We start from the raw sequence: 13,448 nt of genomic DNA on the forward strand, positions 1-13,448 counted from the left end.
GTCACGCCGGCGGGTCACATCTCGGGCGCCCCCACCTCGGTCAGCTTGCCGCCCGCGAGCCGCAGCCCGCGCTCCACTCCGATCCGCGCGAGGAACCGCTCGTCGTGGCTGACCACCATGAACGCGCCCTGGTAGGAGCCGAGCGCGCTCTCCAGCTGGCCGACGCCGACCAGGTCGAGGTTGTTCGTCGGCTCGTCGAGGAGCAGCAGCTGCGGGGCCGGCTCCGCGCACAGCACGCAGGCCAGGGTGGCCCGCAGCAGCTCCCCGCCGGACAGCACCCCGACCGGCAGCTGGGCGCGCGGGCCGCGGAACAGGAACCTGGCCAGCAGATTCATCCGCTCCGCCGCCGGGCGCCCCGGCGCGAACGCGGCGAAGTTCTCGGCGACGGTGCGCTCGGGGTCGAGCAGGTCCAGACGCTGAGACAGATAGGCGATCCGGCCGTCGGCCCGCTTCACGCTGCCCCCGCTCGGCTGGAGATCACCGCTCACGAGCCGCAACAGGGTCGTCTTCCCCGCCCCGTTGGGACCCGTCAGCGCGATGCGCTCAGGACCCCGCACCGCGAAGTCGAGGCCCCCGGCGGAGAACAGGTCCCGCTCGCCGTGGCGGACCTGCGCGTGCTCGGCCAGTACGAGGGTGCGGCCCGCGGGCACCTTGGTGTCGGGCAGATCGAGGACGAGGCGCGGATCATCGCGCACGGCGCGCTCCGCCTCGTCGAGACGTGCCTTGGCATCGCCGACGCGGGCCGCGTGCGTCTGCCCGGCCCGGCCCGCGGACTCCTGGGCGCCACGCTTCATGGTCCCCGCGAAGATCTTGGGCAGTCCGGCGCTCTTCAGGTTGCGCGCGGCATTGCTCGCACGCCGCTCGGCGCGCTCACGGGCCTGCTGCAACTCCCGCTTCTCGCGCTTGACCTCCTGTTCGGCGTTGCGGACGTTCTTCTCGGCGACGTCCTGTTCCGCGCTCACCGCCTCCTCGTACGCGGTGAAGTTGCCTCCGTACCAGCGCAGTTCACCGTGGTGCAGTTCGGCGATCCGCTCCATGCGTTCGAGGAGTGCGCGGTCGTGGCTGACCAGCAGCAGGCAGCCGTTCCAGCGCTCCAGCACGTCGTACAGGTGGCGGCGTGCGTCGAGGTCGAGGTTGTTGGTCGGCTCGTCGAGGAGCAGCACATCGGGTCGGCGCAGCAGCTGGGCGGCGAGCCCCAGGGAGACGATCTGACCGCCGCTGAGCGTGTCGAGACGCCGGTCGAGACCGAGGGCACCGAGGCCGAGGGAGTCGAGTTCGGCGCGGGTGCGCTCCTCGATGTCCCAGTCGTCGCCGATGACGGTGAAGTGTTCCTCGCTCACATCCCCGGACTCGACGGCGTCCAGGGCACGGACGATCTCGGCGACGTCGAGCACCTCGGCCACGGTGAGCGAGCCGGCCAGCGGCAGGTTCTGGGGGAGATGGCCGAGCACACCGTGCACGGTCACCGAGCCGCCGGTCGGCTTCAGCTCACCGGCGATCAGCTTGAGAAGGGTGCTCTTGCCCGCGCCGTTCGGGGCCACGAGACCGGTGCGGCCCGTCGGCACGGAGAAGGAGAGGCCGTCGAACACCGGGGTGTCGTCGGGCCAGGAGAAGGACAGGTTCGAGCTGACGACCGAAGCGTCGGACACGGAAGCAGACCTCGCGTGGGAGACGGACAGACCGATACGGCTGCCCGGAACAGGAAAGGGGACGACTGTGAGGCCACTCCGGCGATGCATCCGCGCACCGGCCGCTGGCCTGTGAGAGCCGGGTCATCACCCGGAGATGTCGTCGTCCACCGCCATGTTCGTTCTCCTCGATCAAGCGAAAGGTCCAAGAACACTAACAGCTACGGGCCCGCGGTCACCAGCTTTGCGGGTAGCGCACGGGGTGTCCGCCGATCCGGCCCGGCAGCAGTCCGACGGCGACCAGCAGCCCGGTGCCCAGCGCGAGCAGGGAGAGGAAGGGGACGGGGTGCGGGGCCTGCAGCACGACGATCACCGCCGTGGCGGCGGCGGGGGAGTGGGAGAGGTGCGTGAGCATCATCGCCCCCAGCGAGAGACCGGCGGCGACGGCCGCGCCCCACCCGTTGCTCCCCGTCACCGCGAGCGTCCCGAACCCGATGGCGGCGGAGATCAGCTGGCCTCCGACGAGATTGCGCGGCTGCGAGATCGGCAGTCCGGGCGCGCCGTGCACCAGGGCGGCGCTCGCGGCGAGCGGGGGTATCAGGAGCGGCTGCCGCAGCAGCACGCCGACCGCGACGAGCACCAGCAGGGCGCCGATCGCGAAGACGGTGGCCCGCAGGGCGTGCAGGGGATGAGGGCGGGAGGCGGCGGACGGGGGCGTGGACATGCGATCTCCGGGCAGGACGAGCGGGAACCCGGTGATCATAAACAAAGTGTTGAAGCCTGGGCGTTTTGCTTGCCTCTCGGGCAAGAAAGGGCAAGCAAGGCCAGGACGGACCGCTACTACCGCCGGTTGTCCTCCGCGATCCGGGTCGCCCGCGAGCGCACATCCGCCTCGGACATGCCCGCGTCGCACACGATCGTCATCACGCTGCCGTCGTCCAGAGACACCTGCCGCATCTCGACGCCCAACTTACTTGTGCGCTGCGGCTCTTCGTCGGACATGAGAGCTCCTCACGATCGACGCGGCGCGGTGCCCCGTCGATTCAACAATTGACGAACTCCCACCGTAGACGGCCCCGGTGGTGCGCGGGGTGCACCACCGGGGCGCAGTCACACGATCGGGCCCGTGGGCCTCACCGTACGGCCTGGCGTGCCGCCTCCGTCTCGGTGTCGGCGTCACCGGTGCGCAGGGCGCCGCCCGCCGTCTCCAGGTGGGCGCGGACGAACCACTGGAACTTCTCGAGGTCGCGCAGCTGCCCGATCAGCAGGTCCTGGGTGGCCAGGTCGATCGCGCCGGTCCGCTCGACCGCCTTGCGGACGTCCTCGACGAGACCTGTGTAGACGACGTCGAGGGCGCCGAGGTGGGCGAGCGCGTCCGCCCGGCCGACGCTGTAGTCCTCCCAGGTCCGCGCGGCGACGAGCGCGCCGGGTGTGCCGTGGCTGACGCCGCCGAGCGCCGCGGCGCGCTCCGCGACCTCGTCCGCCATGTCCCGGACCTTGTCGACCTGCGGGTCGATCATCTCGTGCACGGCGATGAAGTGCGGTCCGACGACGTTCCAGTGGATGTGCTTGAGCGTGAGGTGCAGATCATTGAGGGCGTGCAGGCGCAGTTGCAGGATGTCGATGAGCTCGCCGGCCTCGGTGACGGAGAGGCCGGGGACGGTGTACTTCGGGTTGCTCCGCAGAGCCATGGTGCGTGTCTCCCTTCGGAGTTCGAGCGGGATGAGCTGCACTGACGGACTACCCCGCATGCCGGATCCATTCATGGTCGGCGCCGATCGGGGCACGGTCCCCGGGGTTCCCCGGCCGGTAAGGTTAGGCTAACCTTCAAGTCGTGAGATCTGGTGAACGCGCAGGTAGCGCCCCTCGTCCGCGCGGTCACGAACTGTCGGCCGAGCATGTGACCGTGTCGTACGACGGCGTCGACGTCGTGCACGACGCGGCCCTCGTCCTCAAGCCCGGCGAAGTGACCGCCCTCGTCGGCCCCAACGGCAGCGGAAAGTCGACGCTGCTGCGGACCGTCGCACGGCTGCAGAAGCCCCGGCACGGCACCTTGAGCCTCGATCCGGGCACGTCCGACGCCGCCGACGGCTTCGACCTCACCGCCCGCCAGTTCGCTCGCCGGGTCGCCCTGTTGACGCAGAGCAGACCCACGCCGGGCGGGCTCACCGTGCGCGACGTCGTCGAGTTCGGCCGCTACCCCTACCGCGGCCGGTGGGGCCAGGCCGACGCCGACGGCCCCGAGGTCGTCGCACACGTCCTCGCGTTGACCGGCGTCGAGACGCTCGCGGACCGGGGCGTCGACCAGCTCTCCGGCGGGCAGTTGCAGCGCGTGTGGCTGGCGAGCTGCCTCGCCCAGCAGACCGGCGTACTCCTCCTCGACGAGCCGACCACCTACCTCGACCTGCGCTACCAGATCGAACTCCTCGACCTCATGCGGGACCTGGCGGACGACGGCGGCATCGCCGTCGGCGTCGTCCTGCACGACCTCGACCAGGCGGCCGCCGTCGCCGACCGGATCGCGCTGCTCAGCGACGGCCGCGTCATCGCCGACGGCGCCCCCGAGGACGTACTGCGCTCCGAGCGCCTCTCCGAGACGTACGGCATCCGCGTCGACGTCGACACAGACCCCTTCACCGGACGGCTGCGCACCCGCGCGATAGGCCGTCACCACAGCAGAAGCGAAAGGCTCCAGAGCACCTCATGAGACGCCCTCTGATCATCGCCTCGGCGGCCGCGGCCGCGGCCCTCGTCCTGTCCGCCTGTGGCTCCTCCGAGCCCGCGAAGGCCGGCTCCGACGCCAAGTCCGAGAAGATCACCCTGACCGGTGTGGACGGCTCCAAGGTGAGCCTCGACGGCCCGGCGACCAAGGTCGTCGGCACCGAGTGGAACGTCGTCGAGTCCCTCGTCACGCTCGGCGTCGACCCCGCGGGCGTCGCGGACGTCAAGGGCTACAAGGCGTGGGACACCGCCGCGCCGCTCACCAACTCGCCCAAGGACATCGGTACTCGGGGCGAGCCCAGCATGGACAGCATCGCGGGCCTCACCCCCGACCTCATCATCGCCACGAACGACCTGTCGGCGTCCGCCGTCAAGCAGATGAAGAAGATCGCCCCGGTCCTCCAGGTGAAGTCGGCCGACGGTGCCGACCAGGTCGGCACGGTGTTCGAGACCCTCGACACCATCGCCAAGGCCACCGGCAAGCAGGACGAGGCCAAGGCCACCAAGAAGGCGTACGAGTCGAAGCTCGCCGAGGGCAAGAAGGCGCTCAAGGACGCGGGCGCCGACGGCTCGAAGATCGCCACCGCCGACGGCTACTCGGCCTCCAACCAGGTCTCCGTGCGCGCCTTCACCGGCCGCTCCCTGCTCGGCACCGTCAACGAGGACCTCGGCCTGAAGAACGCCTGGAAGGTCAAGGGCGACAAGGACTACGGCCTGGCCACCACCGACGTCGAGGGCCTCACCGGGCTCGGCGACGACGTGCGGTTCACGTACATCAGCAACAAGAAGGCCGGCGGCTCCGACGTCTTCGCCAAGGACCTCGCCGACAACTCCGTGTGGAAGTCGCTGCCCTTCGTGAAGTCCGGTGACGTGCACCGACTGCCCGACGGGACCTGGCTGTTCGGTGGACCGAAGTCGATGGAGCACTACATCGACGGCGTCGTCGCCGCCCTGACGAAGAAGTAGGCACGTGGCCGTCACCTCACCTCCCCGCACTCTGACGGCGCCGTCCTTCGGCGCCGTCGGGGTGACGGCCGGGCTCGTGCTGCTCGTCGCCGTGCTCGCCGTCGTCGACATCACCTACGGCACGGCCGATGTCGGCGCCCGTCAGGTGTGGCAGGCCCTCACCGGGCAGGCCGAGGCGGGCGACGCCTCCGTCGTCGTCGCCTCCCGGCTGCCGCGCATGGTGGCCGGGCTGCTCGTCGGCGTCGCGCTCGGCGCGGCCGGCGCCGTGCTGCAGGCGGTCAGCCGCAACGTGCTCGCCTCGCCCGACACCCTCGCCGTCAACGCCGGTTCGTACCTGGCGCTCGGCGTGCTCGCGGTCACCGGCGCGACCGCCTCCGTGTTCGCGTCCTCCGCGGTCGCCTTCATCGGCGGACTCGCCGCGGCGGCCGTCGTGCTCGGCCTCGCCGGGCGCGCCGCCACCACCGTCCGCCTGGTCCTCGCGGGCAGCGCCCTCGCCCTCGGCCTCAACGCCGTCACCGAGTCGCTGATCCTGCTCTTCCCCGAACAGACCGAGGGCCTCTACCAGTGGAACCAGGGCAGCATCGCCCAGAACGGTTTCGCCGGTGTGGCCCGCATGGCGCCCATCGTGGTGGTCGCGCTCATCGGCCTCATGCTGATCGCCCGCCGCGTCGACGGGCTGACCCTCGGGGACGACGCGGCGCGCGGCCTCGGTATCCCGGTGCGCGGCACTCGCGTCACCGCCGTCGTGCTCGCGGCGCTCATCTCGGCGGCCGCCGTCACCATCGCCGGACCGATCGGTTTCGTCGGCCTGTGCGCCCCGGCCCTGGTCAGGCCGGTGGCCCGTCGCGTGCGCTCGCTCGTTCCGCACCGGGTGCGGATCCCCGTCGCGGGCCTCGTCGGCGCCGCGCTCGTGCTCGGATCCGACCTGCTGCTGCGCGCCGTGACCTCCGCCCAGGTGGCGGTGACCGTGCCGACGGGCGTGGTCACCAGCGTCGTCGGCGCGGTGTTCCTCGTCGTGATGGCGATGCGACTGCGCGACGGGGACGCCGCCGCGCCGCCGGACCGGCTGCGCATCCCGAGCCGCAAGGTCTTCGCGGTCACCGTGGTCGCCCTGGCCGCCGTGCTGGTCGGCACGGCCGTCGCCGGCGTCCTCCTCGGCGACAGCACCCTGCTCCTCGGCGACGTCGTCAACTGGGCGGGCGGACAGGCCGGTCAGGCCATCACGTTCGTCCTGGACACCCGGGTTCCACGCGTCCTGGCGGCCCTGTGCGCGGGCGCGGCGCTCGCCCTGTCCGGCACCCTCGTGCAGTCCGTGACCCGCAACCCGCTCGCCGAACCCGGCGTCCTCGGTGTCTCCGGCGGCGCCGCGCTCGGCGCCGTCCTCATGGTCACCACGGTGCCCGGCGCCGGCTCGTGGAGCATCGCCGGCGCGGCGTTCGCGGGCGCCGGAGTCACCTCGGCGATCGTGTTCGGGCTCGCGGCCAAGGGCGGGTTCCAGCAGAGCCGGCTCGTCCTGATCGGTGTCGGCACGGCGTCGGGGACGGCGGCGTTGATCAGCCTCCTGATCGTGCTCACCGACCGGTTCAGCGCGACGAAGGCCCTGGTGTGGCTGTCGGGTTCGACGTACGGGCGCGGCTTCCAGGACGTGCTGCCGGTCGCGGCCGTGCTCGTCGTCGGCGCGGTCATCGCGGTCGCCCGGCGCAAGGAGCTCGACCTCGTCTCGCTCGACGCGGACACGCCCCGCCTCCTCGGCCTCGACCTCGCGCGCGGACGCCTCGGTTTCCTGGTGCTCAGCGTGCTGCTCAGCGCCACGGCCGTCGCGGCCGCGGGCACGATCGGCTTCGTCGGCCTCGTCGCACCGCACGCGGCCCGCGCCCTGGTGGGACGCAAGCACGTGCGCGTGGTGCCTGTGGCGATGCTCCTGGGCGCCGCCCTCGTCTGTGTCGCGGACCTGCTGGGCCGCTACGTCATCGCCCCGGCCCAGCTGGGCGCGGGCCTGATGACGGCCGTCGTGGGCACGCCGTACTTCGTGTACCTGCTGGTCCGCGGACGGCGTTAGTGAAGGCGGGCCCTCAGCCCGCCTTCGTACGAAGCACCTCGAGAGCTCGGTCCGCGTGCGCGCTCATCCTGAACTCGCTGCGGACCACCTCGAGCACCTGCCGGTCGGTGCCGATCACGAACGTGGCGCGCTTCGTCGGCAGCGGGCCGAAACCGCGCGCCACCCCGAACCGGCCGCGCACCTCGCCCTCGGGGTCCGACAACAGCGGAAACCCGAGGGTGTGCCGCTGCGTGAACTCCCGCTGGCGTTCGACGGCGTCGGAGCTGATCCCCACCGGGCGCGCGCCGACCGCCGCGAACTCCGCCGCCAGATCCCGGAAGTGGCAGGCCTCCGCGGTGCAGCCGGGGGTGAGCGCGGCCGGGTAGAAGAACAGCACGACCGGCCCCTCGGCGAGCAGGGACGACAGCGAGGTCGGCGCCCCCGTCTCGTCGGGCAGTGTGAAGTCCGCGACGACGGATCCGGCTTGGACGCGGGCGGACGTGGGCATGGGGCCTCCCAGGGCAGAGCGGTGAACGTGTGTGCCGTCCACGTATACCGGACGGTAAGGACCGCCGAACAGAATGTGCCCCAGGGATGTTGAGCCGGTGCCGTCTGGGTAGGGGCGCCTCATGGACGTGTCGCATGACCAGAACGTGGAGACGGCAGTGGCTGCTGCCGCCTTCCTCTCCGGACAGCAGGTCACCGAGAAGCAGTGCGGTGGCTGCGGAACCGTGGTGGCAGGCATCAACGGCCGCTACGCGTGCGGCGCTTGTGGCTGGATCAACCACTGGTCGGACGGTGACACCCACCTGCCCGCAGGGGAGGACGACGTCTGACCGGCGTCCTGGGGGAGCGGTGCGGTCGAACGTTCCTGCGGTGTCCGCCCCTCGCGTCGAACTGGCTGTGAAGGCCCTCTGGTCATTCGCGCATATGCCACTCGGCGTATACCCCTTGGCCTAAGGTTGGGAATGTCGCCCTTGTCGGGCGGCAGCACAGTCCGGCGGGAGCGGTGATGGGCCGGGCGACCCCACGCACCGGCAGTGCCGCCGGGTGCGGGGCATGGAGTGGTGAGTGCTCCCGCACAGGTGCGACAGCAGGGATGGGGTGAGTCAGGGTGAGCCCTGACGAACGGCACACGTATGGGCGCCTGGAGGCGCTGACCACGGGAGTTCTCGCCTACCCGGACGGCGAGGGGCTCGCGTGCGAGGTCCAGTTGCGGTACAGCGCGGACGACCCCCTGGTCGTCCGGATCATCGTGCCCAAGGGCGCGGCGCGCGGCGGGAGTTGGGTGCTGTCCCGTGATCTGCTCTCCGCGGGACTCAGCTGTGCGGCGGGCATCGGCGATGTCACCGTGCGGCCCGTCGCGCAGGAGGGCGAGCCGCTCGGCGTGGAGATCGAGATCCGCGGAACCCACGCCGGCGAGCCGGTCCGCTTCGTGATGGGGCACCGGGCGCTGCTCACCTATCTGGAACGCAGTCACGCCCTCGTCCCGTTCGGGGCGGAGGCGGACCAGGGCGCGATGGAACGGGAGTTGGAGCTGTTCCTCGACGAAAGGGGACGCCCGGGAGAGGCCGGAAATGCGTGACAATCCGCGCATTGCGCCTTTCGTGTGATCCTCGGTCCCGGCCGCAACCGGTACATGGCTCCCGTGTCTCTCTGCCTTCGAGACAACGGCGTACGCCACGAAGGAGGCCGGCATGCACACCATCGCGACCGGGCTGGACGAAGAGCAGATCCGCGCCATCGACTGGGCCGACGACTGGCTGCTGGCCCCGCCGAACCCGGCACACCGACTGCCTCCCCGGGTCGACCCGAAGGACATGCGCCGCCTCGAACTGCACGCCGTGCTCACGGCGTCGGGCATCGCGCCCTCGCCCGGCGACACGGAGGCCATTGAGCGGCTCAGCGCGCTCCCGGACGGCGTGCACGCGACGTTGCGCCGCTGGCTGGGATGCTGCGGTCAGTGCGGATGCGCCGCCTGAACCCTGCCGTGACACCAACGGGCCGGGCCCCTGCACACCTGGTGTGCAGGGGCCCTGGTGTGTCGTCACAAGCGGCGGGATACGTCCTGTGCCGCCTGCCCCACCGCCGCGGCGAACCCGGCCAGTTGCTCCTCGGTGACGAGGAAGGTGAGCGAGGAGACCGAGATGGCGGCGACCGGTGTGCCGTCCGCGTCGAGGACCGGGGCCGCGATCGAGCAGATCGACGCGTCCGCCTCCTCGTAGTCGGTGGCGTACCCGGCGTCGCGGATCGCGGCCAACTCGTCGATGAGCGCTGCCCGGTCGGTGTGCGTGTGAGGGGTGCGGGCGGGCAGTCCGGTGCGGTCGAGGACGGCGGCGGCCTCCCCGGTCGGCAGATGGGCCAGCAGCGCCTTGCCCGCGGCCGTCGCGTGCAGCGGTAGCGGGGCGCCGACGTCGGTGGCGATGCGGTAGGCGTGCCCCGGGTCGACCTTGTGTGTGTACGTGGCATGGTCCCCGCTCGGCACCGCCAGGTGCACGGCCTGTCCGAGCCGCTGCTGCAGCGCGCGCAGCACGGCGTCGATGCCGACCGCGTCGTCGGCCAGCACCTGCGCGGCCATCGCGCGCAGTTGGTTGCCGCAGCCGTAGCGTCCCTCGCCGTCGGCGGCCGCGTACCCCTCCTCGACGAGTGTCGCGAGGACCCGGTGCGTGCTGGCCTTGGAGACGCCGGAGCGCTCCGCGATGTCGCCGAGCCGGTGCGGTCCGTCCGCACGCGCCACGGCGTGCAGTACTCGAAGCGCCTTGACGACGGAATTCGCGGGCTTGCTCGGTTCCATTGACCCTCCGAGGAGACGCGGGCTATGTTTCCACTCGATCCGCAGAGCGGAATGCCATTCTACTCCACGGAACGAACTCGGGTCCTCAACTCGTGCGCCCAGCAGCCGTATGCGCTGCCGCGCTCCGGCTGTGCCCGTCGTCGTACGCACCACTTTCATGCCGGGAAAGGTCGCCGTCCATGGCTGTGCACGCAGCTCCTTCCGAAGATCCGCAACGATTCGATCTCGTCGTCTCCGGTGGCCTGTTGGCCGACCCCCTGGGCCCGGAGCCCTACGCCGGTGACCTCGCCGTGCGGGGCGGCCGGATCATCGCGACCGGGGACCCCGGCACGCTGGACGGCGCGGAGCGCGTGGATGCCACGGGCCTGCTCGTGGCACCCGGCCTCATCGACCTCCACTCACACGTCTATGCGCCCCGCACCTCGCTCGGTGTGCCCGCGGACACCGTCGGCGTCGAACAGGGCGTCACCACCGTCGTGGACGCGGGCAGTTGCGGCAGCGACCACTGGGACGACTTCGCGGGCAACGTTGTCAGCGCCGCCGCGACCCGCGTCCTGAGCTGGCTCAACATCTCCCGGCACGGCCTCGTCCACGGCCGCACCGAACTGGCGGGCGGCCCCGGTGACATCGACGAGGCGGCCACCGAGAAGCTGTTGCGCGAGCACCCCGACCGGGTGCGCGGCATCAAGGTGCGGATGAGCTCCTCGGTCCTCGGCGACAGCGGCCTCGCACCCCTGCAGGCCGCCAAGCGGGTCGCCGCGCGGGTGGGCCGGCCGGTGATGGTGCACGTCGGCAACGAGCCGCCGCGCCTCGCCGACGTACTGGACCTGCTCGGCGAGGGCGACGTCGTCACGCACGCCTTCCACGGCAAGCCCGGCGGCCTCTTCGGCAGCGAGGGCGCCGCGCGCCGGGCGGTGGCGCGCGGCGTGCGGCTCGATGTCGGTCACGGCAGCGCGAGCCTCAGCTTCGCCACCGCGGAACGGGCCCTCGCCGCCGGCTTCACCCCGCACACCATCAGCACCGACGTGCACGTGGGCAATGCCGAGGGGCCGGTCCACTCGCTCGTCACCACGCTCAACAAGCTGCTCGCGCTCGGCCTCACGCCGCACCAGGTGATCCGCTGCGCGACACTGCACCCCGCCCAAGTCCTCCGCTTGGACGGTGAGTTGGGCACCCTGCGCGTCGGGGGAGCCGCCGACCTGACGCTGCTGCGGCTCGCCGAGGGCGCCACCGTACTGACCGACGCCGACGGCGACACACGTACCACCACCACCCACCTGAAGGCGGTCGCGACGGTGCGCGCCGGACGTCTGCACACCCTCGGGACCGCACCCGGCTGAGTCCCACCCACCGACCGCTCCACCGAACCACCGAGAGGCCCGTGAATGAGCACGCCCCTGATCGAACGGCTCGCGACGGCCGTCCAGGACACCTCGCAGCCCGTCACCGAAGAGGACCGGGTGGACCTCGCGGAGTTCCTGCCGCTGGCACGGGCCCACGCACAGGTCGCCGGGGTCGACTTCGACGAGACACGGGTGCTCGCCCTCGCCGTGCACGCGCTCGCCTTCGTCCGCCGGGTGCGCACGGGCGAACACCTCGACCCGCTCGACCCGGAACTGGCCTCCGAACTCGGCGCGGACCGCATGGCGGCCGCCCGCACCCTCATCGACACCTACTGCGCCCCGCGCGAATTCCTCGCGGGGGACACCGAAGTCCTGCTGCTCGCCCTGCACTTCGAGGCGGCGGCACAGCTCCAGCACCAGTCCACCCCTCAGGCCTGACCCACACACCAGGGAGCACCGCCATGACAGTCAAGATCGTGATCGGACACCGGCTCGGCAAGGGCCAGGCCGTCGCCGACGGCATCCGCGCGGCGGGCGGCGAGCCCGTCCTCATCCCGGGCCCCGGCGCCGACATGAAGGTCGGCGACGTGATGGACGCCGAGGGCGCCGCGCTCGGCATCTCCTTCTGCGGCAGCGGAGGCGCCGGAGCGGTGACCGCCAAGGCCAAGTACGGCCACGACATCGAGTTCGGCATGCGCTCGGCGCAGGCCGGGGTGACCGCCGTCGAACAGGGCCGCACCGTCCTCGGCTTCGGCTTCCTCGACAGCGAGGAACTGGGCTTCAAGGTCACCGAGGCGCTGATCAAGAAGCTGGGGAAGGACGCCTCGTGAAGCAGACCCGCCACACCCTGCGGCTCACCGGCTCCGGCCCCACCAGGGACAAGGCGTTCGCCACCGCCATCGGGCAGGTGCAGTCGTCGGTCGACAAGGTGACCGACGGCGTGTGCTTCCGCGTCGAACCCCTCGAACTCGAGGTCGTCTCGGCCGTGGAACACCGCTGGACGGAACGCTTCCTCGGGCTCCTCTTCCCCCGCACCCGGCAGCGCTACGAACTCACCCTGCGCGTCGAGGTGCAGGTGGCCTCCCTCGACCTGGAAACCGTCGACTTCACGGTGCGCGAGGAGCGGCTCTCGCCGGTCCAGCACGCCCTGCACATGAGGTGACCCGATGAACGAGACCCTCACCGTCCTGCTCGAGTCCCTCGTCATCGGCGGACTCATCGGCTTCGGTGCCTCCGCGGGCGTGGCCCGCATGTTCCACGCGCCGAAGGTCCAGGGCATGGGCGCCTTCCGCACCCTCGGCGAGCTGAACGCGTGTCAGAACGACCCGGTCGCCCACTTCTCGTTCGGTCTCGGCTTCCTCTTCAACGCCTGGTCGAGCGCGGTCGGCACCGGCGCGCTCACCTCCGACGTGGACCACCGCATCGTGCCGCACTGGACCGCTTCGGTCGCGATGATCAAGAACCGGAAGCTGGCCGAGACGCTGCACAACCCCCGGCGGATGGCGCTCACCGGCACCGTCGTCGGCATGCTCCTGGTCGCCCTCCTCAACACCACGGCCGCCTCGATCCCGCACTCCCTGCAGGATGTCGCGGCCAAGGTGCTCGGGCCCGCGTCGGAGTGGCTCATCAACCCCGTGATGCCGATCATCTTCTGGATGGCCGCCGTCGACGCGGGCCGGCGGGCCGGCGCCTGGGGCACCGTCCTCGGCGGTCTCGGCCACCTCGTGATGGGCAACGCCGTGCCCGGCATCGTGCTCGGCATCGTCATCGGCAAGGGCGTCGACGACCTGGGCTGGACGAAGGTCACCAAGTCCCTCGCGGCCGTGGTGCTCACCCTCTTCGCGGCCAGCACCTTCCTGCGCGGGGCCGACCTCACCCTGCTCCAGCAGCTGAACGTCGACATCCCGCACTGGCTCACGCACTTCCACGACGTGACCGGCACCAAGCCCGAGTGAGGC

Annotated in this window: 17 protein-coding genes; 11 read left to right on the top strand and 6 right to left on the bottom strand. The window is 71.4% G+C overall.

Features of this window, described 5'->3' with window-relative positions:
* Positions 1-14: 14 nt before the first annotated feature.
* From ACWD2L_RS06735 to ACWD2L_RS06750, 4 genes are all read right to left on the bottom strand, one after another.
* Positions 15-1,649 carry an ABC-F family ATP-binding cassette domain-containing protein gene (locus ACWD2L_RS06735; RefSeq protein WP_351331948.1) on the bottom strand — a complete coding sequence of 545 codons (1,635 nt, stop codon included), beginning with the start codon at positions 1,647-1,649 and terminating at the stop codon, positions 15-17.
* Positions 1,650-1,863: 214 nt separating this feature from the next.
* Positions 1,864-2,391: an HPP family protein gene (locus ACWD2L_RS06740; RefSeq protein ID WP_351331946.1), complete on the bottom strand. Its 528-nt coding sequence runs from the start codon at positions 2,389-2,391 to the stop codon at positions 1,864-1,866.
* 77 nt (positions 2,392-2,468) lie between these two features.
* Positions 2,469-2,630 (bottom strand): hypothetical protein, encoded by a 162-nt coding sequence (locus ACWD2L_RS06745; protein WP_351331945.1) that lies wholly within the window; start codon positions 2,628-2,630, stop codon positions 2,469-2,471.
* Positions 2,631-2,761: 131 nt separating this feature from the next.
* Positions 2,762-3,319 carry a Dps family protein gene (locus ACWD2L_RS06750; protein WP_351331943.1) on the bottom strand — a complete coding sequence of 186 codons (558 nt, stop codon included), beginning with the start codon at positions 3,317-3,319 and terminating at the stop codon, positions 2,762-2,764.
* A gap of 143 nt (positions 3,320-3,462) precedes the next feature.
* Between ACWD2L_RS06750 and ACWD2L_RS06755 the strand changes: the two genes are divergently transcribed.
* The 3 genes from ACWD2L_RS06755 to ACWD2L_RS06765 are packed head-to-tail and all read left to right on the top strand — an operon-like array spanning position 3,463 to position 7,374.
* Entirely contained in the window at positions 3,463-4,335 is an 873-nt protein-coding gene (locus ACWD2L_RS06755) for an ABC transporter ATP-binding protein (RefSeq protein WP_351331941.1), read from the top strand.
* Complete coding sequence (locus tag ACWD2L_RS06760; protein WP_351331939.1) at positions 4,332-5,315, top strand: iron-siderophore ABC transporter substrate-binding protein; 984 nt, start codon at positions 4,332-4,334, stop codon at positions 5,313-5,315. The genes ACWD2L_RS06755 and ACWD2L_RS06760 overlap by 4 nt, the downstream gene beginning before the upstream one ends.
* A gap of 4 nt (positions 5,316-5,319) precedes the next feature.
* The gene (locus tag ACWD2L_RS06765) at positions 5,320-7,374 is read left to right on the top strand and encodes an iron ABC transporter permease (RefSeq protein WP_351331937.1); all 2,055 of its coding nucleotides are present in this window, start codon (positions 5,320-5,322) and stop codon (positions 7,372-7,374) included.
* A 13-nt stretch (positions 7,375-7,387) separates the two neighbouring features.
* Here the strand turns inward: ACWD2L_RS06765 and ACWD2L_RS06770 are convergent, their stop codons facing one another.
* Positions 7,388-7,861: a peroxiredoxin gene (locus ACWD2L_RS06770; protein WP_351331935.1), complete on the bottom strand. Its 474-nt coding sequence runs from the start codon at positions 7,859-7,861 to the stop codon at positions 7,388-7,390.
* 121 nt (positions 7,862-7,982) lie between these two features.
* On the opposite strand from ACWD2L_RS06770, the gene ACWD2L_RS06775 reads away from it, so the two are divergent.
* The 3 genes from ACWD2L_RS06775 to ACWD2L_RS06785 all read left to right on the top strand — a co-directional run bounded on the left by ACWD2L_RS06775 (position 7,983) and on the right by ACWD2L_RS06785 (position 9,335).
* Positions 7,983-8,189 carry a hypothetical protein gene (locus tag ACWD2L_RS06775; protein ID WP_326016948.1) on the top strand — a complete coding sequence of 69 codons (207 nt, stop codon included), beginning with the start codon at positions 7,983-7,985 and terminating at the stop codon, positions 8,187-8,189.
* A gap of 278 nt (positions 8,190-8,467) precedes the next feature.
* A complete protein-coding gene (locus ACWD2L_RS06780; protein ID WP_351331933.1) occupies positions 8,468-8,938 on the top strand; it encodes an SsgA family sporulation/cell division regulator in 471 nt (156 codons plus the stop codon).
* Positions 8,939-9,050: 112 nt separating this feature from the next.
* Positions 9,051-9,335: a hypothetical protein gene (locus ACWD2L_RS06785; RefSeq protein ID WP_351331931.1), complete on the top strand. Its 285-nt coding sequence runs from the start codon at positions 9,051-9,053 to the stop codon at positions 9,333-9,335.
* Positions 9,336-9,400: 65 nt separating this feature from the next.
* Here the strand turns inward: ACWD2L_RS06785 and ACWD2L_RS06790 are convergent, their stop codons facing one another.
* Positions 9,401-10,147 (bottom strand): IclR family transcriptional regulator, encoded by a 747-nt coding sequence (locus ACWD2L_RS06790; RefSeq protein ID WP_351331929.1) that lies wholly within the window; start codon positions 10,145-10,147, stop codon positions 9,401-9,403.
* A 179-nt stretch (positions 10,148-10,326) separates the two neighbouring features.
* On the opposite strand from ACWD2L_RS06790, the gene ACWD2L_RS06795 reads away from it, so the two are divergent.
* From ACWD2L_RS06795 to ACWD2L_RS06815, 5 genes are read left to right on the top strand one after another with little or no spacing between them, the layout of a single operon-like run.
* Positions 10,327-11,487: an amidohydrolase/deacetylase family metallohydrolase gene (locus tag ACWD2L_RS06795; protein WP_351331927.1), complete on the top strand. Its 1,161-nt coding sequence runs from the start codon at positions 10,327-10,329 to the stop codon at positions 11,485-11,487.
* 45 nt (positions 11,488-11,532) lie between these two features.
* A complete protein-coding gene (locus ACWD2L_RS06800; RefSeq protein ID WP_351331926.1) occupies positions 11,533-11,928 on the top strand; it encodes a hypothetical protein in 396 nt (131 codons plus the stop codon).
* Positions 11,929-11,951: 23 nt separating this feature from the next.
* Positions 11,952-12,320 carry an SFCGS family glycine-rich protein gene (locus tag ACWD2L_RS06805; protein WP_351331924.1) on the top strand — a complete coding sequence of 123 codons (369 nt, stop codon included), beginning with the start codon at positions 11,952-11,954 and terminating at the stop codon, positions 12,318-12,320.
* Complete coding sequence (locus ACWD2L_RS06810) at positions 12,317-12,652, top strand: DUF4312 family protein (protein WP_351331922.1); 336 nt, start codon at positions 12,317-12,319, stop codon at positions 12,650-12,652. Before ACWD2L_RS06805 ends, ACWD2L_RS06810 begins: the two co-directional genes overlap by 4 nt.
* Before the next feature lie 4 nt (positions 12,653-12,656).
* On the top strand, positions 12,657-13,445 hold the full coding sequence (locus ACWD2L_RS06815; RefSeq protein WP_351331920.1) for a DUF4311 domain-containing protein: 789 nt from the start codon (positions 12,657-12,659) through the stop codon (positions 13,443-13,445).
* Positions 13,446-13,448: the final 3 nt, after the last annotated feature.

The sequence above is a fragment of the Streptomyces sp. NPDC002754 genome, from assembly GCF_053592315.1.

What these genes read in the sequence shown, in the direction of transcription:
- ACWD2L_RS06770 (WP_351331935.1), bottom strand. Translation starts at nt 7,861, where the DNA reads ATGCCCACGTCCGCCCGCGTCCAAGCCGGATCCGTCGTCGCGGACTTC.
- ACWD2L_RS06740 (WP_351331946.1), bottom strand. Translation starts at nt 2,391, where the DNA reads ATGATCACCGGGTTCCCGCTCGTCCTGCCCGGAGATCGCATGTCCACG.
- ACWD2L_RS06760 (WP_351331939.1), top strand. Translation starts at nt 4,332, where the DNA reads ATGAGACGCCCTCTGATCATCGCCTCGGCGGCCGCGGCCGCGGCCCTC.
- ACWD2L_RS06795 (WP_351331927.1), top strand. Translation starts at nt 10,327, where the DNA reads ATGGCTGTGCACGCAGCTCCTTCCGAAGATCCGCAACGATTCGATCTC.
- ACWD2L_RS06800 (WP_351331926.1), top strand. Translation starts at nt 11,533, where the DNA reads ATGAGCACGCCCCTGATCGAACGGCTCGCGACGGCCGTCCAGGACACC.
- ACWD2L_RS06790 (WP_351331929.1), bottom strand. Translation starts at nt 10,147, where the DNA reads ATGGAACCGAGCAAGCCCGCGAATTCCGTCGTCAAGGCGCTTCGAGTA.
- ACWD2L_RS06745 (WP_351331945.1), bottom strand. Translation starts at nt 2,630, where the DNA reads ATGTCCGACGAAGAGCCGCAGCGCACAAGTAAGTTGGGCGTCGAGATG.
- ACWD2L_RS06750 (WP_351331943.1), bottom strand. Translation starts at nt 3,319, where the DNA reads ATGGCTCTGCGGAGCAACCCGAAGTACACCGTCCCCGGCCTCTCCGTC.
- ACWD2L_RS06775 (WP_326016948.1), top strand. Translation starts at nt 7,983, where the DNA reads ATGGACGTGTCGCATGACCAGAACGTGGAGACGGCAGTGGCTGCTGCC.
- ACWD2L_RS06815 (WP_351331920.1), top strand. Translation starts at nt 12,657, where the DNA reads ATGAACGAGACCCTCACCGTCCTGCTCGAGTCCCTCGTCATCGGCGGA.
- ACWD2L_RS06805 (WP_351331924.1), top strand. Translation starts at nt 11,952, where the DNA reads ATGACAGTCAAGATCGTGATCGGACACCGGCTCGGCAAGGGCCAGGCC.
- ACWD2L_RS06785 (WP_351331931.1), top strand. Translation starts at nt 9,051, where the DNA reads ATGCACACCATCGCGACCGGGCTGGACGAAGAGCAGATCCGCGCCATC.